This window comes from Siminovitchia fordii DSM 16014 = CIP 108821 (assembly GCF_000374565.1).
GTDB lineage: Bacteria > Bacillota > Bacilli > Bacillales > Bacillaceae_C > Siminovitchia > Siminovitchia fordii.
Window position 1 is genome coordinate 32,346 of the sequence record NZ_KB894706.1, and the last position, 26,015, is coordinate 58,360.

At 41.4% G+C, this 26,015-nt stretch carries 25 protein-coding genes, 1 pseudogene and 1 riboswitch; of the genes and pseudogenes, 23 read left to right on the forward strand and 3 right to left on the reverse strand.

The window, feature by feature from the left end; translation table 11 throughout:
- From C509_RS0119525 to C509_RS0119585, 13 genes are all read left to right on the forward strand, one after another.
- Nucleotides 1-543: a CvpA family protein gene (locus C509_RS0119525; RefSeq protein ID WP_018708621.1), complete on the forward strand. Its 543-nt coding sequence runs from the start codon at nt 1-3 to the stop codon at nt 541-543.
- 87 nt (nt 544-630) lie between these two features.
- Nucleotides 631-2,352 carry a DNA polymerase/3'-5' exonuclease PolX gene (polX, locus tag C509_RS0119530; protein WP_026319984.1) on the forward strand — a complete coding sequence of 574 codons (1,722 nt, stop codon included), beginning with the start codon at nt 631-633 and terminating at the stop codon, nt 2,350-2,352.
- Between the two features lie 32 nt (nt 2,353-2,384).
- Complete coding sequence (locus C509_RS0119535; RefSeq protein ID WP_018708623.1) at nt 2,385-4,745, forward strand: endonuclease MutS2; 2,361 nt, start codon at nt 2,385-2,387, stop codon at nt 4,743-4,745.
- Between the two features lie 39 nt (nt 4,746-4,784).
- Nucleotides 4,785-5,192, forward strand: a complete 408-nt coding sequence (locus C509_RS0119540) for a DUF350 domain-containing protein (RefSeq protein ID WP_018708624.1) — start codon at nt 4,785-4,787, stop codon at nt 5,190-5,192.
- Between the two features lie 282 nt (nt 5,193-5,474).
- Nucleotides 5,475-7,166 (forward strand): long-chain-fatty-acid--CoA ligase, encoded by a 1,692-nt coding sequence (locus C509_RS0119550; protein WP_018708625.1) that lies wholly within the window; start codon nt 5,475-5,477, stop codon nt 7,164-7,166.
- 220 nt (nt 7,167-7,386) lie between these two features.
- On the forward strand, nt 7,387-7,983 hold the full coding sequence (locus C509_RS0119555) for a fatty acid metabolism transcriptional regulator FadR (RefSeq protein ID WP_018708626.1): 597 nt from the start codon (nt 7,387-7,389) through the stop codon (nt 7,981-7,983).
- Nucleotides 7,984-8,010: 27 nt separating this feature from the next.
- Nucleotides 8,011-8,784 (forward strand): enoyl-CoA hydratase, encoded by a 774-nt coding sequence (locus C509_RS0119560; protein WP_018708627.1) that lies wholly within the window; start codon nt 8,011-8,013, stop codon nt 8,782-8,784.
- A 43-nt stretch (nt 8,785-8,827) separates the two neighbouring features.
- Nucleotides 8,828-9,592: an electron transfer flavoprotein subunit beta/FixA family protein gene (locus tag C509_RS0119565; protein ID WP_018708628.1), complete on the forward strand. Its 765-nt coding sequence runs from the start codon at nt 8,828-8,830 to the stop codon at nt 9,590-9,592.
- 35 nt (nt 9,593-9,627) lie between these two features.
- Nucleotides 9,628-10,605 carry an electron transfer flavoprotein subunit alpha/FixB family protein gene (locus tag C509_RS0119570; RefSeq protein ID WP_018708629.1) on the forward strand — a complete coding sequence of 326 codons (978 nt, stop codon included), beginning with the start codon at nt 9,628-9,630 and terminating at the stop codon, nt 10,603-10,605.
- Between the two features lie 22 nt (nt 10,606-10,627).
- Nucleotides 10,628-10,765 (forward strand): hypothetical protein, encoded by a 138-nt coding sequence (locus tag C509_RS26250; protein ID WP_154654467.1) that lies wholly within the window; start codon nt 10,628-10,630, stop codon nt 10,763-10,765.
- Nucleotides 10,766-10,955: 190 nt separating this feature from the next.
- Nucleotides 10,956-11,270 carry a thioredoxin gene (gene trxA, locus C509_RS0119575; protein WP_018708630.1) on the forward strand — a complete coding sequence of 105 codons (315 nt, stop codon included), beginning with the start codon at nt 10,956-10,958 and terminating at the stop codon, nt 11,268-11,270.
- A 221-nt stretch (nt 11,271-11,491) separates the two neighbouring features.
- Nucleotides 11,492-13,264: an excinuclease ABC subunit UvrC gene (uvrC, locus tag C509_RS0119580; RefSeq protein WP_018708631.1), complete on the forward strand. Its 1,773-nt coding sequence runs from the start codon at nt 11,492-11,494 to the stop codon at nt 13,262-13,264.
- Nucleotides 13,265-13,305: 41 nt separating this feature from the next.
- Nucleotides 13,306-13,495, forward strand: a riboswitch (Lysine riboswitch).
- Nucleotides 13,496-13,801: 306 nt separating this feature from the next.
- Nucleotides 13,802-15,034 (forward strand): aspartate kinase, encoded by a 1,233-nt coding sequence (locus tag C509_RS0119585; protein ID WP_018708632.1) that lies wholly within the window; start codon nt 13,802-13,804, stop codon nt 15,032-15,034.
- Nucleotides 15,035-15,096: 62 nt separating this feature from the next.
- Here the strand turns inward: C509_RS0119585 and C509_RS0119590 are convergent, their stop codons facing one another.
- Nucleotides 15,097-15,561: a YslB family protein gene (locus C509_RS0119590; protein ID WP_018708633.1), complete on the reverse strand. Its 465-nt coding sequence runs from the start codon at nt 15,559-15,561 to the stop codon at nt 15,097-15,099.
- 254 nt (nt 15,562-15,815) lie between these two features.
- Between C509_RS0119590 and C509_RS0119595 the strand changes: the two genes are divergently transcribed.
- From C509_RS0119595 to C509_RS25225, 9 genes are all read left to right on the forward strand, one after another.
- Nucleotides 15,816-16,442, forward strand: coding sequence for a succinate dehydrogenase cytochrome b558 subunit (locus C509_RS0119595; protein ID WP_018708634.1), 627 nt, complete (start codon nt 15,816-15,818; stop codon nt 16,440-16,442).
- Between the two features lie 68 nt (nt 16,443-16,510).
- Nucleotides 16,511-18,271: a succinate dehydrogenase flavoprotein subunit gene (gene sdhA, locus C509_RS0119600; protein ID WP_018708635.1), complete on the forward strand. Its 1,761-nt coding sequence runs from the start codon at nt 16,511-16,513 to the stop codon at nt 18,269-18,271.
- A gap of 2 nt (nt 18,272-18,273) precedes the next feature.
- Nucleotides 18,274-19,041 (forward strand): succinate dehydrogenase iron-sulfur subunit, encoded by a 768-nt coding sequence (sdhB, locus tag C509_RS0119605; RefSeq protein ID WP_018708636.1) that lies wholly within the window; start codon nt 18,274-18,276, stop codon nt 19,039-19,041.
- A 92-nt stretch (nt 19,042-19,133) separates the two neighbouring features.
- Nucleotides 19,134-19,586 carry an acyl-CoA thioesterase gene (locus C509_RS0119610; protein WP_018708637.1) on the forward strand — a complete coding sequence of 151 codons (453 nt, stop codon included), beginning with the start codon at nt 19,134-19,136 and terminating at the stop codon, nt 19,584-19,586.
- Nucleotides 19,587-19,616: 30 nt separating this feature from the next.
- Nucleotides 19,617-19,829 (forward strand): hypothetical protein, encoded by a 213-nt coding sequence (locus C509_RS0119615; RefSeq protein ID WP_018708638.1) that lies wholly within the window; start codon nt 19,617-19,619, stop codon nt 19,827-19,829.
- A 137-nt stretch (nt 19,830-19,966) separates the two neighbouring features.
- Nucleotides 19,967-20,191: a helix-turn-helix domain-containing protein gene (locus tag C509_RS0119620; RefSeq protein WP_018708639.1), complete on the forward strand. Its 225-nt coding sequence runs from the start codon at nt 19,967-19,969 to the stop codon at nt 20,189-20,191.
- A gap of 144 nt (nt 20,192-20,335) precedes the next feature.
- Nucleotides 20,336-20,416, forward strand: coding sequence for a hypothetical protein (locus tag C509_RS27110; protein WP_245542511.1), 81 nt, complete (start codon nt 20,336-20,338; stop codon nt 20,414-20,416).
- Nucleotides 20,416-20,538, forward strand: coding sequence for a hypothetical protein (locus C509_RS27270; protein WP_281168092.1), 123 nt, complete (start codon nt 20,416-20,418; stop codon nt 20,536-20,538). The genes C509_RS27110 and C509_RS27270 overlap by 1 nt, the downstream gene beginning before the upstream one ends.
- Before the next feature lie 1,059 nt (nt 20,539-21,597).
- Nucleotides 21,598-21,894, forward strand: coding sequence for an aminotransferase class V-fold PLP-dependent enzyme (locus C509_RS25225; RefSeq protein ID WP_018708640.1), 297 nt, complete (start codon nt 21,598-21,600; stop codon nt 21,892-21,894).
- Nucleotides 21,895-22,886: 992 nt separating this feature from the next.
- Here C509_RS25225 and C509_RS0119635 read toward each other — a convergent pair.
- The gene (locus C509_RS0119635; protein ID WP_018708642.1) at nt 22,887-23,660 is read right to left on the reverse strand and encodes an acetoin reductase; all 774 of its coding nucleotides are present in this window, start codon (nt 23,658-23,660) and stop codon (nt 22,887-22,889) included.
- Nucleotides 23,661-24,605: 945 nt separating this feature from the next.
- Here C509_RS0119635 and C509_RS24315 point away from each other — a divergent pair.
- Nucleotides 24,606-25,757 (forward strand): annotated as a pseudogene (locus C509_RS24315) (IS110 family transposase); the annotation flags it as partial.
- A gap of 35 nt (nt 25,758-25,792) precedes the next feature.
- Here C509_RS24315 and C509_RS0119645 read toward each other — a convergent pair.
- Nucleotides 25,793-26,015, reverse strand: a 223-nt coding sequence (locus tag C509_RS0119645) for an ATP-binding protein (RefSeq protein WP_026319985.1), incomplete at its 5' end; no start/stop codon positions are given.

A 26,015-nucleotide genomic window follows, 5' to 3' on the forward strand; every position in this document is an offset into this window, starting at 1 on the left:
ATGTTGAGTTTAGCATTATTGATCATATTAATCATTGGATTCTTTGTCGGTCTTAAAAGGGGATTCATCCTTCAACTGATTCACATGATCGGTTTTATCGTTTCATTTATCGTTGCTTATATTTATTACGATGACTTGGCTCCCAAACTCCGCCTTTGGATTCCGTATCCGGACTTTGATTCGGGAAAGGCTTTGCAGATGGTTTTTGAGGGAGTAGGTATGGATGAAGCATTTTACCGCGCAGTAGCATTTGTCATTATATTTTTTGCTGTCCGTATTGTACTGGGCATCATTGGTTCAGCACTCGATTTTGTGGCAAGCCTTCCAATCTTAAATATATTGAATGTATGGGCTGGCGGTATTCTTGGGTTTCTAGAAGTTTACTTAATGATTTTCATATTGTTGTATATTGCTGCATTACTGCCAGTTCCGGCAATTCAAGAAGCCATTAATGGTTCATTCCTTGCCAAAGGGATGATCAACTATACGCCATTTTTATCTGCTGAATTGAAAAAATGGTGGATTGATTATATTCAAAGCTGACTTCTCTTGCAAAAGGGAAGTTTTTCTTTTAACTTCATTATTTGATAAAATGAGAGCCAGGAGAATGGAGAACGGTTGGTGACAGGTATGAGAGTAAATAAAAAAGATGTCATTCGTTTGTTGGAACAGATTGCCGTATATATGGAACTTAAAGGGGAAAACCCATTTAAGACAGCTGCATTCAGAAAAGCAGCAGCTGCATTGGAAGCGGATGATAGGAGTTTATCGGAAATCAAAGACTTTACCAAAATTCCATCCATTGGAAAGGGAACGGCTGCAGTCATTGAGGAGTTTATTGAGGACGGGGTTTCTTCTGTTCTTCGGGAACTTCAGGAAACTGTCCCCAAAGGCTTAATTCCTCTTTTGCAGATTCCCGGACTTGGCGGCAAAAGTATTGCCAGATTATATAAAGAACTGGACGTTGTTGATATCAAGTCTCTGAAAGCGGCCTGTGAAGCCGGTAAAATCAGAGCAATCAAGGGTTTTGGCAAAAAAACGGAAGAAAATATTATTGAGGCACTCAAGCAAATGGGTAAGCAGCCGGATCGTCTGCCTATTTCATATATGATTCCGATTGCGGAGCTGATTGAAGCTTCTCTGAAGGAGATAAGGGAGATTTCGAGATTTTCGAGAGCGGGAAGCCTCAGACGGGTTAGGGAAACGATCAAGGATCTTGATTTTATCATTTCAACAGAGCATCCGCAGGTGGTCAAGGAGAAATTGCTTGGTCTTGAAGGGTTTGGGGAAGCGACTGCAAGTGGAGATACTAAAGTGACTCTATTGGTTGAAGGCGGACAATATCGAATCTCAGTCGACATCCGAATTGTTGCACCTTGTGAATATGCAACGGCCTTGCACCATTTTACAGGCTCAGCGGATCATAACGTCCGATTGCGCCAGCTTGCAAAATCAAGAGGGGAAAAAATCAGTGAATACGGTGTGGAAAATATCGAAACAGGTGAAATCAAAACGTTTAAATCTGAAACTGATTTTTTTCATCATTTTGATTTGCCGTTTATTCCACCGGAAATCCGGGAGGATGGAAAAGAAGTTGATGAGTTTGACGGCAGTCGGCAATTAATCCAAATTGAAGATATTAAAGGCGACCTTCACATGCATACAACATGGTCGGACGGAGCTTTTTCAATAGTGGAAATGGTGGAGGCGTGCCGGAAAAAGGGCTATCAATATATAGCTATAACGGACCATTCACAATTTTTGAGAGTGGCCAATGGCTTGACTGTGGACCGGATTAAAAAGCAAAATGAGGAAATCAAAGAGTTAAATGAGAAATATGATGATATTTTAATTTTATCAGGTATTGAGATGGACATCTTGCCGGACGGAAGACTGGATTATGATGATGAACTATTGGCCGAACTTGATATTGTCATAGCTTCCATTCATTCCAGTTTTTCACAGCCGAGGAAAAAGATCATGGAGCGCTTGAGAAATGCACTTGAAAATCCTCATGTGGACATAATCGCCCACCCGACCGGCAGACTGATCGGCAGGCGTGACGGCTATGATGCCGATATTGACGAGCTGATTGAGCTTGCAAAGGAGACGGATACCGCACTGGAACTGAATGCCAATCCGGCTAGGTTGGACTTGTCCGCAGAGCATCTAAGGCATGCACAGGAACAGGGTGTGAAGCTAGTAATCAATACCGATGCGCATAACATCGGAAATCTTGAATTTATGGATCTGGGAGCCTCATTCGCCAGAAGGGGTTGGATCCAAAGACCATCTGTTATCAACACTTGGAAACCGGATGAATTGCTCAGTTTTTTACATCGGAATGATTAGGAAAGATGGAAAGGGGACTTAAAACAAAGTTCATGAATGAAAAAATATTGCATACTCTTGAATTTAATAAAATCCTTACTCAGCTGGAGGAATATGCAGCATCTGAACTTGGAGCAGAAAGGATCAGAAAGTTAAAACCGTCCACGTCGTTTGATGAAGTTGTTTTGCTTCAAAAGGAGACGGACGAAGCTGCCCATGTTCTCAGATTAAAGGGGCATGCCCCTTTGAGCGGGATTTTTAATATTAATCCGCATATTAAGCGCACGCAAATCGGAGGAATGTTGAATCCGTCCGAACTTGTCCAAATCGGAAATACGATCCATGCAGGCCGTTCAATGAAACGTTTTATAGAAGAGCTCATTGAGGATAACGGATTGGAAATTCCCATTTTATCAGAAAAAGTCGATCAAATTGCCGTGATGACACCATTAGAGCATGACATTAAAAATGCCGTTGATGAAGGCGGCGAAGTGATGGATTCTGCTAGCCCGGAACTTAGGAGCATCAGGCAGCAAAAAAGAAGAAACGAAAACAGGATAAGGGAGAAGCTTGAGAGCCTTATCCGCGGTAGAAATGCTCAGAAGATGCTTTCAGACGCTATCATCACAATTCGGAACGAGCGTTATGTCATCCCGGTCAAACAGGAATATCGCTCCCATTATCAAGGTATTGTCCATGATCAGTCTTCTTCAGGCCAGACTTTATTTATCGAACCGCAGGCAGTCGTTGACCTGAACAACAGCCTTCGTGAAATGCAAGTGAAGGAAAATAGGGAAATCGAGCGTATCCTCTTAGAACTTTCAAGTAAAGTAGCAGAAGCAGCAGATGATTTGCTTATCCTTGTGGAAGCCTTGGAATCCCTTGATTTTATTTTTGCAAAAGCCCGATTTGGAAAAGCGATGAAGGCAACGAGTCCCGATATCAATAAAGAGGGCCGCATCCAATTATTCAAGGCCCGGCACCCGTTGATTCCTCCGGAAGAGGTCGTGGCAAACGATATCTCACTTGGAACGGATTTCTCCACCATTGTCATTACAGGACCGAATACAGGGGGAAAGACAATTACTTTGAAAACCACCGGACTTCTTACCCTTATGGGGCAAGCGGGGTTGCACATTCCGGCATCAGAAGGATCGGAGCTAGCGGTTTTTCAGGAAGTGTTTGCGGATATCGGCGATGAACAATCGATAGAGCAGAGCTTGAGTACCTTTTCTTCACATATGGTGAATATCGTTGATATTTTGAAACACGTAGATCATGAGAGTCTTGTTCTCTTCGATGAGCTGGGCGCCGGGACAGATCCACAGGAAGGTTCGGCGCTGGCTATATCCATCTTGGATGATGTATATAGCCGTGGAGCCCGCGTCATCGCCACGACGCATTATCCGGAATTGAAAGCCTATGCTTATAACCGGGATGGAGTCATCAATGCGAGCGTGGAATTTGATGTTGAGACTTTAAAGCCGACATACAGGCTTCTGATCGGTGTACCTGGCCGGAGTAATGCATTTGAAATTTCCAAACGGTTAGGGCTTTCCGAAGAAATTATTACCCACGCAAAATCTTTCATTGACTCGGAAAGCAATGAAGTGGAAAACATGATTGCTTCCTTGGAAAAGAGCCGAAAAGAGGCGGAGAAAGATTATGAAGATGCCCATATCTATTTGAAAAAAGCCGAAATGCTTCATCAGGACCTTCAAAAGCAGATGTCCGAGTTTTATGAGCGGAAAAAGGAAATGTATGAGAAGGCAGAACAAAAAGCGGCCGAAGTAGTGGAGAAAGCAAGAATCGAAGCTGAAGATGTGATAAATTCATTGCGAAAAATGAGACTGGAAAGCGGTGCTCAAGTAAAAGAACATGAATTGATTGAAGCCCGACGGAGGCTTGATACCGCTGTTCCAAGATTGGATAAAGCGACAGGGCAGGCTAAAACTTCCAAGCAGAAACAAAAGCTTAAGCCAGGCGATGAGGTCATGATCACCACATTCGGCCAAAAAGGCACTCTGCTTGAAAAAACCGGGAATAATGAATGGCAGGTACAGGCAGGTGTATTAAAAATGAAAGTTGCCGAAAAGGATATGGAATTTATCAAATCGGAACCGAAACCTGAACCAAAGCCCCTCGCCACTGTTAAAGGGAGGGACTATCATGTTGGCCTTGAACTCGACATTCGGGGTGAGCGGTATGAAGATGCCTTACGTGAGGTTGAAAAATATATTGATGATGCACTTCTTGCCAACTATCCGCGTGTATCCATCATCCATGGAAAGGGAACAGGTGCGCTAAGATCCGGAGTTACGGAATATTTGAAACATCATCGTGCTGTCAAACGTATTAGACTTGGAGAAGCAGGAGAAGGCGGGAGTGGTGTCACAGTCGTGGAATTCAAGTAGCTACCGCCGAACCTCCTGAATAAAAGGGGAATGATTTGAATGGACTCTTTCTGGGAAAATTCATTTGTGCAAACTGCGGGCTATTACAGTGTCACCGTCCTTTGTATTATTTTGTTCCTGTTTATATTTGAATTGGTGACCAAATATAAAAATTGGGAAGAAATAAAAAGGGGCAATATTGCGGTTGCAATGGCTACTGGAGGAAAAATTTTTGGGATTGCAAATATTTTCAGGCATTCAATCCTGCACCACGACACTTTATTCGTAATGATCGGTTGGGGAATGTTCGGTTTTTTTCTTTTGTTGACCGGCTACTTTATCTTTGAATTTCTGACGCCAAAGTTTAAAATTGATGAAGAGATTGAAAAAGATAACCGTGCCGTTGGCTTTTTGTCGATGGTCATTTCCGTGGGACTGTCTTATGTCATCGGCTCTGGGATTCATTAAGGAGGAAACAGTGGAAAAACTGGCCAAAGTGCTGTTTGTAGCATGCAGTATCTTTATCATCATCGGGATCATATACCTAATACAAGCGTAAATAACCGCCTGTTGGAAACAGGCGGTCTTTATATGGTTTGCGGATAAAATCACGTCCAAAAACCTCCCGAAAAATAGACTGCACTCTTCCGATAATTTGGGCAATTAGTTGTACTGGTAGCTGTCGTTGTAATATAATATTTATAAGTTTAAAATTTTCTAACTGTTCATCAAAAGGAGGAGTGTAATTATATGAAGCCCTGGTTGGATCTTTATCCGGACACCATTCCCAAAATGTTGGAATATGATCGAAAACCAGTACAGCAATATTTGACAGATGCAGCCGAAAAATATCCGAATAAAACAGCTATTCATTTCATGGGCAAGGAATTGACGTACCTTGAGCTTTATGAAAGCTCACACAAGATGGCGAATTATTTGCGCAGCCTCGACATCAAGAAAGGAGACCGGGTGGCGATCATGCTTCCAAATTCTCCCCAGGCGGTCATAAGTTATTATGGCATTCTTTATGCAGGTGGGATCGTTGTTCAGACGAATCCTCTTTACACGGAAAGGGAGCTAGAGTACCAAATGAAGGATTCGGGTGCTAAAGCCATCATCGGGCTTGATCTCCTGTATCCGCGGATAATGAAAGTGATGGGGAGTACGGAACTTAAACACGTTATTGTAACCGCTATCAAAGATTATTTGCCGTTTCCCAAAAATGTCATTTATCCATTTATACAAAAACGGGATAGCGGCATCGTCGTCAAGGTAAAGCATGAGGGCAACCAGCACCTGTTTAAGCAGATCATGACCGAAGCTTCCTCAGATGAGGTTCCTTTGGAATTTGATTTTGACAGTGATCTGGCCCTCTTGCAATATACCGGTGGTACTACAGGAAATCCGAAGGGGGTCATGCTCACCCATAAAAATTTGATTGCCAATGCTACCGCGTGTGATGCCTGGCTTTATAAGATGAAAAAAGGCGAGGAAAAAATTCTCGGTTTACTTCCACTCTTCCATGTATATGGAATGACGACTGTACTTATCTTAGGAGTTATGCAGGGCTATGAGATGATCCTGCTACCGAAATTTGATGCGGAAACAACTTTGAAAACAATCCATAAGCAGAGACCGACTTTATTTCCTGGAGCACCGACGATTTATATCGGTTTGTTAAATCATCCAGATTTTAAAAAATATAATTTGTCTTCCATTGAATCTTGTATAAGCGGATCTGCACCGCTGCCTGTAGAAGTCCAAGAGAAATTCGAGAAGGCAACTGGAGGAAAGTTGGTCGAGGGATACGGTTTGACCGAAACTTCCCCCGTCACCCATGCCAACTTTCTCTGGGACCGAGAGAGGGTCAAAGGCAGCATAGGCATACCGTGGCCTGACACGGATGCAATCATAGTTTCGCTGGAGAACGGGGAACCCTTGCAGCCAGGTGAAGTCGGTGAAATTGCGGTGAAAGGGCCTCAGGTAATGCAGGGTTATTGGAATATGCCTGAAGAAACGGAAAAGACAATGAAAGATGGATGGTTATTGACCGGAGACCTGGGTTATATGGATGAAAGAGGATATTTCTATGTAGTTGACCGAAAAAAGGATATGATTATTGCAGGAGGCTTTAATATATATCCACGTGAAATCGAAGAGGTGTTATATGAACACCCGTCAGTTCAGGAAGTGGTTGCCGCTGGTGTCCCAGATGCGTATAGAGGGGAAACCGTCAAAGCCTATGTTGTTTTAAAAGAAGGGGAAAATGTCACAGAAAAGGAATTGGATGAGTTCGCGCGTAAGCATTTAGCTGCATTTAAAGTACCAAGGATCTATGAATTCAGGAAGGAACTTCCAAAAACCGCTGTTGGAAAAATTCTGCGGCGCAACCTTGTTGAAGAAGAGAGAAAGAAAATGGAGCAAGAAGAAAAACTCGGATAATCAACCGTTGTTGGCATCGGTTTTTAGCGCCTATCGGCCAATTTTGCTTCTTCCAATCTAAATAATTCTCACCTTCACACATATCTCGATGATCAGGCGCTTGCTTTTATTTGTAAAACAGTATTTTAAGGGAATAATTCCTTGACAGAAAATTATATAAGATTTATCATATTTTTATGAATGAACAATCATTCATTTTACTGTGCAGAAGGTGAAACATGTGAGAAGGAATAAACCAAAGTATAAACAAATTATTGAAGCAGCAGTCGTTGTCATAGCAGAAAATGGTTATCACCAATCTCAAATTTCCAAGATAGCCCGACAGGCTGGAGTGGCAGACGGCACCATTTATCTTTACTTTAAAAATAAAGAAGATGTTCTTATTTCAGTTTTTAAGGAAAAAATGGCCATGTTTGTTCAAAAAATCAACGAAGTGATTGCAGGAAAAGAAACAGCTGCAGAGAAATTGTTAGTAATGATTGAAAGCCATTTCAAAATTTTATCTGCGGACAAAAAGCTGGCGATCGTTACCCAATTGGAATTAAGACAATCCAATAAAGATCTGCGGTTTAAAATTAATGAAGTGCTTAAAGAATATCTTAGCGTATTGGAAAGCATTCTGGAATATGGTAGAGAACGCGGGGAGCTTAAAGCAGATCTTGATATCCGGCTGGCCAGGCAGATGATTTTTGGAACAATGGATGAAACAGCGACAACCTGGGTGTTGAATGAACACAAATACGATTTAGTGGCTCTCGCTCCAAAGGTTCACAGCTTAATTCTGAATGGATGCATGTCCAAAAACGCCAACTCATAAAAAAGCGTCTTTAAGGGGGCTCGATAAATGGAGTTTCTGTCGGTTTCAAAGGAAAACAATGCTGCTTTCATTAAGATTGACAGGCCGCCGGCCAATGCACTTTCTACAGAAGTGATCAGGGAGCTTGATCAGCAATTGGAAGAACTTGAGAACGATAAGAATGTCCGGGCAATTCTTTTATTTGGCGAAGGCAGGTTCTTTTCCGCCGGAGCAGATATAAAGGAATTCACTAAAGTTCAGAGCGGTGAAGAGTTTTCAGAGCTGGCTTCAAATGGGCAGAGAATATTTGAGAGAATTGAGGGATTTCCGAAGCCGATCGTGGCAGCTATCCACGGAGCTGCCCTTGGTGGTGGACTTGAACTGGCTATGGCGTGTCATATCCGGCTTGTGAGTGATAATGCAAAACTTGGACTTCCGGAACTGCAGCTCGGATTGATACCGGGTTTTGCGGGATCTCAGCGTCTCCCGCGTTACGTCGGTACAGCTAAAGCGGCGGAAATGCTGTTTACAAGCAAGCCTCTTACTGGAAAACAAGCGGTGCAATGGGGGCTGGCCAATGAAAGTTACCCCGAGGAAGATTTGTTGAAGGAAGCGAATAGAATGGTTTTGTCAATCGCGAAAAAGAGTCCCGCTTCTCTCAAAGCAACCATTGAACTCCTCCAGTTTGGAAAAGACGATCGTTTTTATGAAGGAGTCAATCTGGAAGCGGAAAAATTTGGAGAAGTTTTTACTACGAAAGACGGACAGGAGGGAATCCGGGCATTTATCGAAAAAAGAGAGCCGAATTTTATGGGAGAGTAATAGCATTTCATTTTATCAGTTTCATATTCTAGGAGGTTCGATTATGAACATTTTCGTACTTATGAAAAGAACATTCGATACAGAAGAAAAAATTTCCATTTCAAACGGACGGATTGAAGAAGATGGTGCAGAATTCATCATCAATCCTTATGACGAATATGCGATTGAGGAAGCCATCCGCGTTCGCGACGAGCATGGGGGAGAAGTGACTGTCGTGACTGTCGGTGAGGAGGATGCTGAAAAGCAGATCAGAACAGCATTGGCAATGGGGGCGGATAAAGCCGCTTTGATTGACGTAGATGACGATTTGGATGATTATGATGAATTTTCAGCAGCTGCTATTTTGGCTGAGTATCTTAAGGATAAAGATCCGGATCTTATTTTGGCAGGAAATGTTGCTATTGACGGAGGCTCCGGCCAGGTAGGACCGCGTGTAGCTGATATTTTGGATATACCATATGTTACTACAATCACCAAGCTGGAAATTGACGGTGAAACGGTTAAGATTATCCGAGACGTTGAAGGTGATTCCGAGATCATTGAAACTTCCCTGCCTTTATTGGTAACAGCCCAGCAAGGGCTGAACGATCCCAGATATCCATCTTTGCCGGGAATCATGAAAGCAAAGAAAAAGCCATTGGAAGAATTGGAATTGGACGATTTGGACCTCGATGAAGATGATGTCGAGCCTAAAACGAAAACAGTTGAAATATTCCTTCCTCCGGAAAAAGAAGCAGGCCGGATTTTGGAAGGCGAATTGGAGGCCCAAGTAAAAGAGCTTGCGGGTTTGCTTAATAAAGTAATTTAACATTCCATTTACAGTGATACAGGAGGTATGAAGTAATGGCTAAAAAGGTATTGGTGCTCGGTGAACTCCGGGATGGCAGCTTGAGGAATGTTTCTTTTGAAGCGATAGCGGCTGGAAAGAAAATAGCTGAGGGAGGAGAAGTGGCCGCTGTCCTGATCGGCGATTCAGTAAATGATAAAGCAGAAGAGATGATTCATTACGGGGCAGACCGCGTGGTCACAGTGGAAGACGAACAACTGAAACACTATACGTCTGACGGTTTTTCACAGGCATTTATGGCAGTAGTGAATGAAGAGCGCCCGGACGGGATCGTCTTTGGTCATACTGCCCTTGGAAAAGACCTGTCCCCAAAGATTGCCAGCAAGTTGAACACGGGCCTTGTTTCAGATGTTACGGCCATTGAAGAGGGCGAAAGCGGAATTGTGTTTACTCGTCCGATTTATTCAGGGAAGGCATTTGAGAAACAAGTCATTACTGAAGGCATCACTTTTTTTACAATCCGTCCAAATAACATTGATCCACTTGAGAAGGATGAATCAAAAAGCGGTGAAGTCACTTCAGTTGCCGCAGAAATAAAAGATTTGCGGACCATTATTAAAGAAGTCATTACAAAAGCGAGCGAAGGAGTGGACCTATCCGAGGCGAAAGTCATCGTTGCAGGAGGCCGCGGAGTGAAAAGTGCTGAAGGCTTTGAGCCTTTGAAGGAGCTTGCGGATGTATTGGGGGGGGCAGTGGGAGCTTCGCGGGGGGCTTGTGACGCTGATTACTGCGACTACTCGCTTCAAATTGGGCAAACCGGAAAAGTGGTGACACCGGATCTTTACATCGCATGTGGGATATCGGGAGCCATTCAGCATATGGCCGGGATGTCAAACTCCAAGGTGATTGTTGCCATTAACAAGGATCCCGAAGCAAACATTTTTAATGTAGCTGACTATGGAATTGTCGGCGATTTGTTCGAAGTGGTGCCTTTATTGACGGAAGAATTCCGGAAAATGAAAGTTTCCTCCTAAGAAGGGAAGGCGTGCATTTTGCGTGGGGGAACAAGACAGTTTCAGAGTGGAAAGTGCTTCAGGCACCATAGGGAAGAAGCTTGAGGACTCGCGGGGATGGGTACTGGCCAACGGTGAATACCACGACCTTTGGCAAGTCGGCACAGATACTTCTGTATGATCAAGCAGCGGCATACTGCCGACTTTCCTGCCTGATATATCCTGTTCGTAAATGACGTTCAGACCTGAGAAATGCACGTGTAAACAGCTCTGCTTCGGGTATATTAAAATTACAGGCAAATTGTTAGCGCGTATGAAAGCCTGATGATATACTTGGCTTAGTTTCGGATAGTATATTAGGAGGTAAAGAAATGGCAATTACTCATGCAACAGACCAAAACTTCAAAGATGAGACTGGCGAAGGAGTCGTTCTAGTAGACTTTTGGGCACCTTGGTGCGGTCCATGTAAAATGATTGCTCCAGTTCTTGAAGAATTGGACGGCGATCTTGGTGATACAGCAAAAATCGTTAAAGTGAACGTGGACGAAAACCAAGAAACCGCGAGCCAGTTCGGGGTCATGAGCATTCCGACATTAATCGTAATGAAAGACGGAGAAGTCGTTGATAAAACTGTTGGCTTCCAACCAAAAGAAGCACTGGCAGATTTAGTAAACAAACATCTGTAAGATGTTCAAGAATCCGAGCGCCCAGCTCGGATTTTTTTTGAAGTAAAGAATGTGAGTATTTATGGAAATAAAATTAGGATTTGTCCAGATCCAGCGCCTAGCCCCTCAAGGTCACAAGCCAATTCCCTGTGGCGGCTGAAGAACTGCCTCCTCGGGAATCGTCTTGTGCTTGTCGGGGCTAATCGAGGCGCTTGCGCATTTCAAAATGGGAGGTCACTTCCTTGAACCAATTAATAAAACATAAACTGGAAATCCTGCCCGGTCAGCCCGGATGTTACTTGATGAAAGACAGGCAGGGGACCATCATCTATGTGGGGAAAGCGAAAAAGTTAAACAATCGAGTGCGGTCCTACTTTACTGGGTCCCATGATACAAAAACACAGCGGCTTGTATCCGAAATTCAGGATTTTGAATATATCGTTACATCTTCCGATGTCGAAGCACTTATCTTAGAAATGAACCTGATCAAGAAACATACCCCTAAGTACAACGTCCTGCTCAAAGACGATAAGAGCTACCCATATATAAAATTGACTAATGAACGCCACCCGAGATTGATCATTACAAGAAAAGTGAAGAAAGATAAAGCAAAATATTTCGGCCCTTATCCTAATGCACAGGCCGCCCATGAAACGAAAAAGCTCCTTGACCGTCTATACCCTTTGAGAAAATGCCAGTCATTGCCTGATAGGGTCTGTTTATATTACCACCTTGGCCAATGCCTTGCGCCGTGTGTCAATGAAGTGGATCAGGAAACGTACAGGCAAATAAAAGACGAGATTTCCCGTTTTTTAAACGGGGGATATAAGACGATTAAGAAAGAATTGGAGCAAAAGATGATTGAAGCTGCCGATCAGCTTGAATTTGAACGTGCGAAGGAATACCGAGACCAAATTAGCAACATCGAGACAACAATGGAAAAGCAGACGATCATCTCATCTGACTTTATCGATCGGGACGTGTTTGGATATGCGATTGATAAAGGGTGGATGTGTGTTCAGGTATTTTTCATCCGGCAGGGAAAATTGATCGAAAGAGATGTGTCCGTATTCCCGGTATATGGAGATCAGGAAGAAGAGTTTCTTACATTTTTGGGTCAATTTTACCTTCAGCCACAGCATTTCAAGCCAAGGGAAATCCTTTTGCCTGATTCTGTAGATGCTTCCATGGCGGAGGAGCTGGTCCAAACAAAAATTCTTATACCGAAAAGAGGGCAAAAGAAGGACCTTGTTCAGTTGGCTGAAAAAAATGCGAAAGTTTCCCTGCATGATAAGTTTGCTCTGATCGAAAGGGACGAAGAAAGAACAATCCGGGCGATTGAAAAACTAGGGGAAGTAATGGGCATTTATACACCGTACCGAATTGAAGCATTTGATAACTCAAATATTCAAGGAACTGACCCTGTATCCGCCATGGTTGTTTTCATTAATGGAAAGCCGGATAAAAAGGAGTACCGGAAATATAAAATTAAGACAGTTGAAGGGCCCGATGATTATGAGTCGATGCGGGAGGTTGTCAGGAGGAGATATTTCCGGGTGCTTAAAGACGGACTCCCGTTGCCGGATCTGGTGCTAATTGATGGGGGAAAAGGCCAGGTTGAAGCAGCGAAGGACATTCTGGAAAATGAGCTCGGATTGGACATTCCGATTGCGGGATTGGCAAAAGATGATAAACACAAAACGTCCCAGCTATTATTCGGTGATCCCCTCGCTGTCGTTCCGCTGGCAAGAAATAGTCAGGAATTTTATCTGATGCAAAGGATACAGGATGAAGTTCACCGGTTTGCCATTACTTTTCACCGTCAGTTGAGAGGGAAATCGGCTTTCCAGTCCATCCTCGATGAAGTACCTGGCATAGGTCCTGCAAGGAAGCAGAAGATTCTTAAGCATTTTGGCTCATTAAAGAAAATGAAGGAAGCGGATATTGAAGAGATAACCGGACTGGGTATCCCGTTGCCTATAGCTGTCACTTTGAAGGAAAAATTGAAAGAATAGTTGAATATGAAAAAGCCGCGTGCTATAATGAGTCAAAATCAATAAATGATAGAGGCGCAAACCTTAAAGAGTAGTAATCCGGAGAAGAATGGGCTTTGAGGAAGGGTTATGAAAGGGAAGGGTTGCCGAAGTGAAAATGAGTCCCATGATTATTTTTGCTGGTTCTGTTATTGAATAAATGCAGAATTGTCAGTATGGAAATACCTTTCATACTGGAGGGCTATCTCATGTTGTGGCTTTTTCACTTTTATTTATTGTGACTCACAAGCAATGAGAAAAGACTCTCATTGCTTTTTTTAATGCCTAAGAAAAGTATAAGATACAATGAAATTTCCTTTCAGAGTCAATGAGTAATGTTTAGCCCCTGCGCCTATCGACTGAACTGGCAGACTTCGCTCCTCTTCCCACGACAAGTCAACTCGGCTCCGGTACCTCGAAGCCACAAAACGTGAGGAGGGCACTCGTTTATCTTGTCAGAGGCACTCCGGTCCACAGGCGCTTGCGCTTTTCTTAATTATTAAAGAAAGAAGGTAGATTATGGGAACCATAGTCATCAAATTCGGAGGATCTTCGTTAAGCACAACAGATAAAATCAAAAATGCCGCAAAAAGGATCATTGCGGAAAAGGAGAACGGAAACAACGTCGTGGCTGTCGTTTCAGCAATGGGAAAGACGACCGACCAGCTATTGACATTGGCTGGAGAGATTACAGAGCGTCCGGCAAAGCGTGAAATGGACATGCTCCTTGCCACTGGGGAGCAGGTATCTATTTCATTATTGTCGATGGCTTTGACGGAAATGGGAGCCGAGGCTGTCTCTTTGACTGGATGGCAGGCGGGAATCATCACAGAGAAAGTGCATAATAATGCCAGAATCGTAGATGTAAAGACGGATCATCTAGAGGAAATACTACAAGAAGGAAAGATCATCGTGGCAGCAGGATTCCAAGGTGTAACGGAAGACGGAGAGATTACCACTCTAGGCAGAGGCGGATCAGACACGACTGCGGTAGCCCTTGCGGCTGCTCTGAAAGCCGAACGCTGTTCCATTTGCACTGATGTAACTGGAGTCTTTACATCTGATCCCCGCTTTGTTCCAGAGGCCCGCAAGCTGGCATCCATTTCCTATGATGAAATGCTGGAACTTGCAAACCTTGGCGCTGGTGTACTGCATCCTCGTGCAGTTGAGTTTGCAAAAAATCACTCCGTATCATTAGAAGTCAGGTCCAGCAGCGAAAATGAAGAAGGTACAGTAATTGAGGAGGAAGCTTCTATGGAAAAGAACTTGATTGTGCGCGGTGTCGCTTTTGAAGACGATATTACGAGAATGACTGTATTTGGAATGAGAGATGAAATAGCTGGACTTTCGTCTGTTTTTTCAACGTTGGCTGCTAATCAGATTGATGTGGATATCATCATTCAGAGCCAAACAGACAGTGGGACGAACCTGTCATTTTCAATCAAAGATAAAGATAGGCAGGAAGCGGTTGAAGTATTGGAAAATGAAAGAGAGACAATCGGATTTGATCATATTGAATGTGAAACCGGTCTTTCCAAAGTATCCATTGTCGGATCAGGAATGGTTTCCAACCCGGGTGTGGCAGCAAAAATGTTTGCCGTTTTGGCGGAAAACGGAATCCAGTCCAAAATGGTCAGCACATCCGAAATCAAAGTGTCAGTACTTGTCGATGCGGACCAAATGAAACCGGCGGCACAGCATCTGCATGATGCCTTTGAGCTCGGTATTCTTGAAGAAACAGCCACTAAATAAAAAAACAGCCTGCCCCGCTTATGGGGGCAGGCTCTGCTTATGCAGCGATACATACTCATGAATTACGAATCTGTCGGGATGGCTTTATGATCCCATCGGACGGTAAATGCCACTTTGCCGTGTTTTTTACTGATTTCTTCGAAAGCCTCGGCCCCGGCCTGTTTCATGGACTGTACCTGTTCTGCAAGAAAACCTGCTTCCAGGCGGAAGCAGGGGTCTGACACCATCAATAGCCGTCTTTCCACAATGCTGCCGCTCAGCTCCAGAAGGAATTCGCTTTTCTTTTCATGGACGATATGGAGGTGGCCCCAGCCGGCTTCTTTGAAGAACTCTACGGCTTCGTCAAGTGACAGAAGCGGAAACCTACGGGCAATATGTTTCCCCGCCCAATAAGAAACTTCATGGGTATCTCCGGACAGCAGCTCCGGGATAAGTATGTCCCTTAATAACTCATACGCAAAGACAGGTACTGCTGCAGGGGCTTCGTTTTTCAAAGGAGGGTGTTCATTTTTGGATAATGATTTCACTGTAATTCCTCACTTTCAATATGAGTATATTATAAACGAAAATGGTGTTTAATGGGAAAGGAAACTTTATTACGAATTGGATTTGTTATTCAGTTTAGAATAAATTAAGAATCCCTTATCTTGACGAGCCAGTATGAGGGGAGTAGAATGAAATATGGTCACAACTTTGTTACAAACATTTATGTTGTTCGACAAGCCCAATCGAACAAAAACTGTCAAAGGAGCAGACGCTTAACTACTAAGGGGGGTAAATCGTGGCAGGAAAAAATGAGTTTTATTGGCGCAGGCTGCACTCTTTACTTGGGGTAATTCCAGTAGGGGTCTTTTTAGTGCAACATTTGATCATCAACCATTTCGCTACGCTTGGCGAAGAGGCGTTCAACAATGCGGCAGGATTTGTAGGAAATCTTCCTTTTGTCATCATCCTGGAGTTTGTTGTCATCTACATACCTTTATTATTTCACGCCGTATTAGGTATTTATATTGCATTCACGGCTGATAATAATCCGGTCAGATTGAGCTTTTTCCGTAATTGGATGTTCACTTTGCAGCGAATAACGGGAATTATCTTATTGTTCTTTATTGCTTGGCACGTATGGGAAACACGTATCCAAAAAGCACTTGGTGCAGAAGTGGACTTCCAAATGATGTCGGATATTCTGACTAACCCGATCATGTTGCTTATCTACATTATTGGAATCTTGTCTGCTACATTCCACTTGGCAAATGGCCTATGGGGATTCCTAGTAAAATGGGGCATTACACAATCACCTAGAGCCCAATACATCTCTTCTTGGGTAATGGGAATCTTCTTTGTGATTCTTTCTATTGTCGGAATTCGTGCGGCTCTTGCTTTTGCCTATCCACAATGGTTTGTATGATGGGCCCAAGATGACTTTGTTGCGGGAAAACGATACAATTAGAAGTAGAAAAGGAGTGTAACCTCACGATGAGCAAGGGCAAAATCATTGTTGTCGGCGGTGGATTAGCCGGCCTGATGGCAACTATTAAAATTGCAGAACAAGGAAATTCGGTGGATCTTTTCTCCCTTGTACCCGTAAAGAGATCCCACTCTGTATGTGCGCAGGGTGGGATTAACGGGGCGGTTAATACGAAAGGTGAAGGCGACTCGCCTATGATCCATTTTGACGATACAGTATACGGTGGAGACTTTTTGGCCAACCAGCCGCCAGTAAAGGCGATGTGCGAGGCAGCTCCTTCAATCATTAATCTTTTGGACAGAATGGGTGTCATGTTCAACAGGACACCGGAAGGCTTACTTGACTTCCGCCGTTTTGGTGGTACTCAGCATCACCGCACAGCTTTTGCAGGTGCTACAACAGGCCAGCAGCTCTTATACGCTCTTGATGAGCAGGTTCGTCGCCATGAAGTGGCAGGACTTGTAAACAAATATGAAGGCTGGGATTTCCTTGGTATCATCCAGGATGACAACGGAGTATGCCAGGGGATAGTAGCCCAGAACCTGAATACAATGGAAATCCAATCATTCCCTGCAGACGCTGTAATCATGGCGACTGGTGGACCGGGGATCATATTCGGTAAATCGACCAATTCTGTCATTAATACCGGTTCTGCAGCTTCCATCGTCTATCAGCAAGGGGCAACATATGCGAATGGAGAATTCATCCAGATTCACCCGACTGCCATCCCTGGTGATGACAAACTTCGTCTGATGAGTGAGTCAGCACGTGGTGAAGGTGGACGAGTTTGGACATATAAGGATGGAAAACCTTGGTACTTCCTTGAAGAAAAATATCCTGCATATGGAAACCTAGTACCGCGTGACATTGCCACACGGGAAATTTTCCATGTCTGTGTAGATATGAAGCTTGGAATTAACGGGGAAAACATGGTTTACCTCGATCTTTCACATAAGGATCCTAAAGAGTTGGATATCAAGCTTGGCGGAATTATCGAGATTTACGAGAAGTTTACTGGTGATGACCCTCGTAAAGTACCAATGAAAATCTTCCCGGCAGTCCATTATTCTATGGGCGGATTGTGGGTTGACTATGAACAGCATACGAATATTGAAGGTTTATTCGCAGCAGGTGAATGTGATTATTCACAGCATGGTGCGAACCGCTTAGGAGCAAACTCCTTGCTTTCCGCCATTTACGGTGGAATGGTAGCGGGACCTGAAGCTGTAAAATATGTAAGTGGTCTTGAGAAGAGTGTAGAAGACCTTCCATCTTCTCTATTTGACGGTGCTGTTCAGAAAGAACAGGAAAAATGGGCGGACATCACATCACTTGATGGTACGGAAAATGCTTATGTACTCCATAAAGAGCTTGGCGAGTGGATGACGAACAATGTTACGGTTGTCCGCGATAATAAAAACTTGAAAGCTACCGACGATAAAATCCTTGAGTTGATGGAACGCTGGAAAAATATCAACATCAACGATACATCAAGCTGGAGCAATCAGGGTGCCATGTTCACAAGACAGTTGTGGAACATGATGCAGCTAGCGCGTGTCATCACAATTGGTGCTTTGAACCGTAACGAAAGCCGCGGTGCCCACTATAAACCTGAATTCCCTGACCGTAATGACGAAGAATGGCTGAAAACAACTATGGCTAAATTCAACCCTGCTAAAAATCAGCCGGAATTCAGCTACGAGGATGTAGATGTATCCCTTATTAAGCCACGTAAAAGGGACTATACTAAAAAGAAAGAGGAGAAATAAGGATGAGCGAAAACAAAACTGTCACATTCATTATCACTCGACAAGATCATCCTGATTCCCAGCCATACGAAGAAGAATTTAAACTGGATTATCGTCCGAACATGAACGTCATTTCGGCGTTGATGGAAATTCGCCGTAATCCGGTAAATGCAAAAGGGGAAAAAACTACACCAGTCGCATGGGATATGAACTGTCTTGAAGAGGTTTGTGGAGCATGTTCCATGAAAATCAACGGTAAGCCGCGTCAATCTTGTACGGCATTGATTGACAAGCTTGAACAGCCGATTCGTTTGCAGCCGATGGATACTTTCCCGGTTGTCCGTGACTTGGTCATCGATAGAAGCAGAATGTTTGATTCCTTGAAGAGGATAAAAGCCTGGATTCCAATTGATGGTACGTATGATCTTGGACCAGGGCCCCGCATGCCGGAAAGAAAACGCCAATGGGCTTATGAACTTTCCAAATGTATGACATGCGGTGTATGCTTGGAAGCATGCCCGAATGTCAACAGCAAATCCGATTTCATCGGACCAGCATTCCTTTCACTGCCTCGTCTGTATAACTCGCATCCAACTGGTGCTATGAATAAAGACGAACGTCTGGAGGCACTGATGGACGATGGAGGAATCACAGGTTGCGGTAACTCTCAAAACTGTGTTCAAGTTTGTCCGAAGGGAATTCCGTTAACAACGTCGATTGCTGCGATGAACCGTGCTACAAGCATACAAATGTTTAAAAAGTTCTTCGGAAGCGACCATATGGTGGATTAATCGTAAATATTCACCTTGCTTGTTCACACATAAAAACAGCAGCTGTCCACATTGAGGCAGCTGCTGTTTTTTATTAAAGGAGGAAGATGGATATGTCCCGAATTTCATACATAGAAAACCTCGAAGAATGGAAAAATGAATTTTCATATTATCAAGAAGTGAAAGTCCGCTTTTCAGAAACCGATATGTTTGGACACTTGAATAATACTGTTCCATTGGTCTATTTTGAGCAAGCTCGTATCGGCTTTTTTAAAAAGACCGGATTGATGCAGAAATGGCTGGATTCCTCGCAAGAAACAATCCCTGTAGTGGCAGATCTGCAATGTGATTTTCTATCGCAGGTCTATTTTGACGAACTGCTGAAGATTTTTGTAAAGGTTAACAAAATGGGGACATCATCGATCGATCTCCATTACATGGGGGTACGGGAAGATGAATCCTTGTGCTTTACAGGCAGAGGAATGATTGTTCAAGTCTCCAAATCAAGCGGGAAAAGTGTTCCATGGTCGGATGAATTCAAAGAAAGACTTTTGTCGAAAATTTAAACAATAATTTTTAAAAAAGGAAGTTGAAATGTGAAGAGATTCGTACTGTTTCCTTTACCGATCGCAATAATCGTGTATCTGATGTCAAATTGGTGGCTGAATAAATATTATACTGATATCGAACCAAATATCCGCACATATCTTGTGATTGGGGCAGCCCTTTTATCCGGAGTCCTTTCTTATTTTCTATTCAAGGATGATACAAAGAAGTTTGATCCGCCGGATGACAGACATAAAAAATGAAGTGAATGATTGCCTATTTATTGTTTTCTTGCCATTCCCATGTCACTCCCATTATTTGATTCACATATGATGTTGATGACAAAGTTAATACCCATCCCCACGGTTGAAGCTGGCGAAGGCAAGGAGGGTTACAATAGTTGAAGGAGAACGAATTCACTCATAAACCGCTGCTCACGAAAAGAGAAAAAGAGGTATTTGAGCTATTAGTTCAGGATAAAACCACAAAGGAAATCGCGAACGAACTGTACATCAGCGAGAAGACGGTTCGCAATCATATATCCAACGCCATGCAAAAGCTCGGAGTCAAGGGGCGTTCTCAAGCTGTCGTTGAACTTTTGCGCATGGGAGAACTAAAGCTGTAATTAAACAAAACCGGTTTCCGTATGGGACCGGTTTTGTTGTTCACTAGCTCCTAGGTTACTCTCCAATTTAATTCTTAAACGATCTCTGTACTCAAGGTGGTATCCAACATCACTGTTGGCTACGATAATCTTGATCTTGGAGAAATGACAAAGCGGAGAGTTATGGCAACAAATACTCCCGGCATTTTAACGGAAACGACAGCTGACCACATTTCGGTATTTTGATGGAAGCTACTAGTAGAATAGCTGAAGTCGATCATAATTATGTTAAATCCGGACATTGGAAGGAATGGTCTCCTAGTTTGATGATTGGCAAGGATATATTCGGGGCAACCATAGGAATATGATATATGTCCTTGCGTAGTTTTTTTAAAGGTCTTAAAGACTTTACATTTAGGTGTGTGGCCTATGCTGTATTGGGCACTATTCCTTCCGATCATATTCCGATTATTCTCAAGGAAAGTCAATGCCCGTTGAACCTTCTATTGCATTATTTTATACGCAGTTGTAATTCTTCCAGGTTTGGGTGTATTAGAAATCACTGCTACCGAACCAATCATTTACGGATTGGGTGTAAGCCTTGTATAAATTATATTTTTTGTCTCTTTTTCCGACAAAAAAGGATAAAGGTGACTTGGACATAAAAGTCGGATGGTTTTCAGTGAGATTCGTACTATTCGGAAGGGTTCGCTTCAGCAGGATTTCTAAATAATGATTGATATTAACGCAACTCCTTACCTGCCTGCGTTAATATTTTTTACGAAGTATATTTGGAGAAAATCTCACCAATGTTTTTGGAATAATTTGTATGATTAACCACCTTAGCTGAAATGTTATTAAGTTTAATATACATAAATAAATCCCCATAAAGGCTACCGAACTCTTATGCAATTCAAAAATGTAATAGACCAATCAATAATAGTTATTTCTCAAATAAAATAATGTAAGATAAAAACGTATTAAACATTTATGTAGGTGCTTACCCTTTGAAAGTTGTTGAAGGTACTGAAGCACCAATTAATCTTATTGTGATTAAATACTGAAATTCGCGATCAATTTCCGGCTTTAAAAAGGAAATTAAATGGGTAAGAAGTGTTTACTTTGATGGTCCTGGAGGGTCTCGAGTTATAAAGTCTTCGATTGACGCCATTAAAAATTATATGGAGAACGGCACTGCCAATATAGATGGTTCCTTTGTTACCAGCCTTGAGAGGAAGAAATCATCGCCAATGCTAAGTCCATTATCGGTGACTTGTTGAATGCCAATCCTGATGAAGTTCTCTTGGAGCCAATATGACAACACTCGCCTTTTCAAATGCCCGTGCCATTGGGAGATATTGGGGGAAAGGGAATGAAATTGTTTTATCCGAAATCGACCATCGTCCAACGTTGATTCATGGCTCACGATGGCAGAAGATAAAGGCTTAAGCGTAAAGTGGATTAAGGTCAATCCTGAAACATTAATCTTAAACCTTGATGATTTGGATGAGGTAATCAACGAAAATACGAAACTCGTTGCTATTGGCCTTGCCTCAAATGCAGTGGGCAACATCAATGATGTTTCAACAATCTCTAAAAAAGCAAGAGAAGTAGGTGTGTTAGTTGCAGTTGATACTGTTCACGCTGTTCCTCATATTCCGGTTGATCGGGACAAATTAGGGGCAGAACTTCACAGTCCTCCTCTACTAATATCACTCTGCTAGCGAAAAAGGACTCTAATGTAGATGAATTAGAGTTCAAAAGCATTCTCATTCTACTTCTTTTTTCAGCATTTGTTTCGCCTTCATAGATATCATCTGAGACCTGTATAGTTTTTGATGTTCCATTTGAAAAGTATTATGTACATCTCATTTAGAAAACTTTATTAATTTAGCAGATCCTTATTGCTTCATTTTCTATTCTTCCATGTGATGTAGGTTAGATTAGCAGACTGAGGTAATTGAATATATAATCTTCGTTACAGCAAAAAAAGCTCCTCTATACAAAGGGAGGAAATGTTAAGGAAAGTTATCATTATTATCGATTTCTATTTTTTTGTAGCAGTGCGTTAATCGTGAGAATCCCCTGTGTAAAATCTTTCGGAATCGATCACCATAGCATCGTGCATATCTTTAAGGGGCGGATTGCAGTCAGCTTAAACTATTGCAGCAAATAAGTGTTCTAGTATGATCTATGCAAAAATTTTAGGTCTATGACGAGTGTAATATTTAAAGCTTATTCCGCGAAAGCACCCGTTAGTTGAATTACCCTTCTATCTTGAAAGACACAACAATAAAGACAATTCCAATAAGGGAGTATACCCCTATGAAAAGGTTATCGGATAATGGCGTTGTTCGTGAATAGTATCGTACGTTCCAGTATTTATTTGTGCTGACCATAAGTAATTTAATCAGAAAGGAAAGTGCTGTCTGCCTTGAATAAATCTTGAACAACCTCATTATTCATCATTGAAAAGCCAATAAAGGCCCATATCGACAATAAAATAAAGAAAAATAGGATGAAGACAAGAATCAGTTGGATAAAAACTGTAAAATCGCTCCCACCATCAGAAACAAATTTATAGTCGAAAATCAACTTTAGGCACCTTGAAAGAACTTTTTTATAAAACAGAAGTTCATTCAAAAAAAGAATCCATTTTGATCAAACTTTTTTCAAAATGGATTCTTTTATTAGCTGGACCTTAGAATAATCTAATTTATCTATAAACAAGACCACCATCCGTTAATATAGCTTGACCAGTAATATAATCTGAATCATCTGAAGCTAAGAATGATACTAAATTAGCAACATCTTCAGGTGTTTGATATCTTTTAAGGGCAATTTCAGAAGAGAATTTTTCAAAAGCTTCCCCTGGTTTTAAATCATCGTTATATTTAACCATTTCCTCATCGATTCTATCCCACATTTTTGTTTTTGCAACACCAGGACAATATGCATTTACTCTAATTTTATATTTAGCTAATTCTTTAGCAGCTGAATGTGTGAAAGATTTAACAGCATGTTTAGTCGCAGAATATGTACCAAGCATTTCATATGATTCATGGCCTGCTATACTACATGCATTAATGATTTTTCCTTTAGTTTCTTGCTTAATAAATTGGTCAGCGGCTGCTTGAGTGCCAAAAACAACACCATTAACGTTAATTTTGAATAATTTATTTAGCTGTTCTTCTGTAATTTCCAAGAATGGGGAAACTGCCTCAACACCTGCATTATTAACAAAAACATCTAAACGACCAAATTTATCTACTGCCTCTTTAACTAAATTGAATTGGTCCTCACGTTTTGATACATCCCCCTTAACACCGAAAACATTAAAGTTTTTTTCTTTGAATTCTGAAACAGTTTCCTTTAGTAATGCTTCATTTATATCATGTAGTACAACACTAAAGCCATCCTTGCAAAGTCTCTCTGCTATACCTTTTCCTAATCCGCCTGCAGAACCAGTAACTATAGCTACCTTGCTCATAATCATTCTCCTTTTGTAAAAAAATTATAATTTATTCTATCAAAGAACAACGATAGTCATTCTCAATCGTAAAACAGATTATTATTATGGTTTACTATTTCAGAATAAAAAATACGATGTTTTCTGTCAAAAATTTTGCTTGAGCGCGCGTGCTAACCAATATCATGGGCTCGTCTTTACAGGTTTTTTAGAAAATTTATGATTAAATATTTTAAAAATTAATGTAATTGTTAAATGACAATTAAGATGTTTAATTATAAATAAAGTCGTTTAATTTACAATAAAGTTGTTTCTGTAGTGCTTATAGAAAAAATATACTGTATTTAGTGGACTACATGCTACTGAATTAAGTCTTTAATCTGTGGCCCAAGAAAAATAATAATGAATAAAGGGAATAATTAATATATAATTTTAGAGGAACCAATGTACCTTTGTTTTAAACGTGAGTTCTTTTACAGAAACTTTGAAAGTTGTTTGGGGACATTGGTTTATTAATTTTACTAGATGCGATATTATAATATTGTGCAGTGACCTTTAGGTGATTCCGACCATTAACTGGATTGGGGCTATTAGTCATAGACCTCTAATATTGATGTGAGGCACTCCATTCAATTAGAAAGATGGCACTGCACATCAAATTAAATATAAAACTACTGATTATCCTGTCATTTCGACAGGTTTTTTTATTTTTTAGAAGGAATATTATGGTTAGTGTCGAACATTCCTATTCAATAGACTATATAGAAATATTATAATGTAAATATAGTGAATAGTGTGCAGTTGAAACTCTAAAAGTGTATGGAGCTAGTGTATCTAGACTCTTTTGTTAAATCTGAGATTAAATATTTGGCGATATAATCCTAACATGCTACATTGGGCTTAAGCTCTAACAGAAACTTGGATGGTCAGATATAATCATACTGCTTACTGTTCGGAGAGGGAATCATGGAAAATACGATCACTCCTTTTAGTTATGGGAATCATTCAGATGATAAAGGCCAAGATACTCGTAAGTTTTATCAGTTTTATGTTGGTATAGATATCGGAGCTAGTTTTCATGTAGCTTCTTGTATTAAATTTGATGCTTTTTTAGATCCTAAAGGGATTGCCTGGAAACGAACGAAAACGATGAAATTTAATTCTGATAGTGCAGGGATCGCAGAGTTTTTAAAGGCTTTAAAACAAATAGAAGATCAATTTAATATCACCAGGGATGATTTCTTAATCCTTTTAGAACCTACTGGTGGACATTATTCCTATTTAGTTCAGCAAGTGTTATTAAATGAAGGTTATCAGCTCTTTCAAGTGGAGAATAAAGCAGTTGGTGAATTTCGTAAGAATAATTTAGGTATCTCAGAAAAATCAGATTCAATGGATGCCAAAGTAATGTCCTATATGGTGTGGCACAAACAGCTCCATCCTCACATGCAGGGAGTTACTCTAATAAGGCCTCAAACTGTCTTACAATCCCTATTTCGCACGGTCATGCGAGATCGTTGGTATTTAAACGTTCAATTAACTCGAAGAAAAAATCAAGTTCAACAATTATTAAAAGTAACACACCCAGACTTAAATAAAGCATTTAAAAAACTAGGTACTTCTTCGGTAATGAAGTTAGTATTAGAATACCCTACGGGTCTTCACATGAAGAATTCATCGGAAGATGAACTGTATAAGGCAATTTCTAAAGCAGGAGCCAAGAATGTAGCGAAAAAAGCTGCTAAAACTCTAGCTGAAATTATGCCTCATACAGTGGCTGTGCCCGTAGAACATCTAGTAGGAAGGCAGAAATGGGTAATTGAAGAAGCATTGAGGCTTGAGGAAAGCATTCAACTTATCGATATAGAAATCCATTCTCTTCTTAATGGAGACCCCGATAAAGGAATTGAACCACATCCATATACGGAGTTACTTCTTTCATTTCCTTTTGTAAGTGAAAATATTGCTTGTACTCTAATCGGTGTTATTGGTGATATAGATCGTTTTAATACATATAAGGAATTTAAGAAATATCTAGGTGTATCAGCTGAAAATTCTCAATCTGGAACATCTGTGCATTCATCAAAACAAACCTATAGTGGTGTTAGAGATGCACGTGTGACCGTCAAGTAGAATGAAACAATTTTTGCTCGTTATTTTGAAACACTTTGTTCCCCAAATATGGTAGAACGATGCTTCATACGATAACTATCTTCATTTAAATGAATGATTTCTACTCGGTGAAGAATCCTATCTAGAATTGCTGTTGTTATAGCTTGATCACCCAATAATTCTCCCCATTCTTTTGGTGCCTTATTAGAGGTCAAGATAATGGAAGACTGATTATACAAGTCATTAATTAAATGAAAGAACATA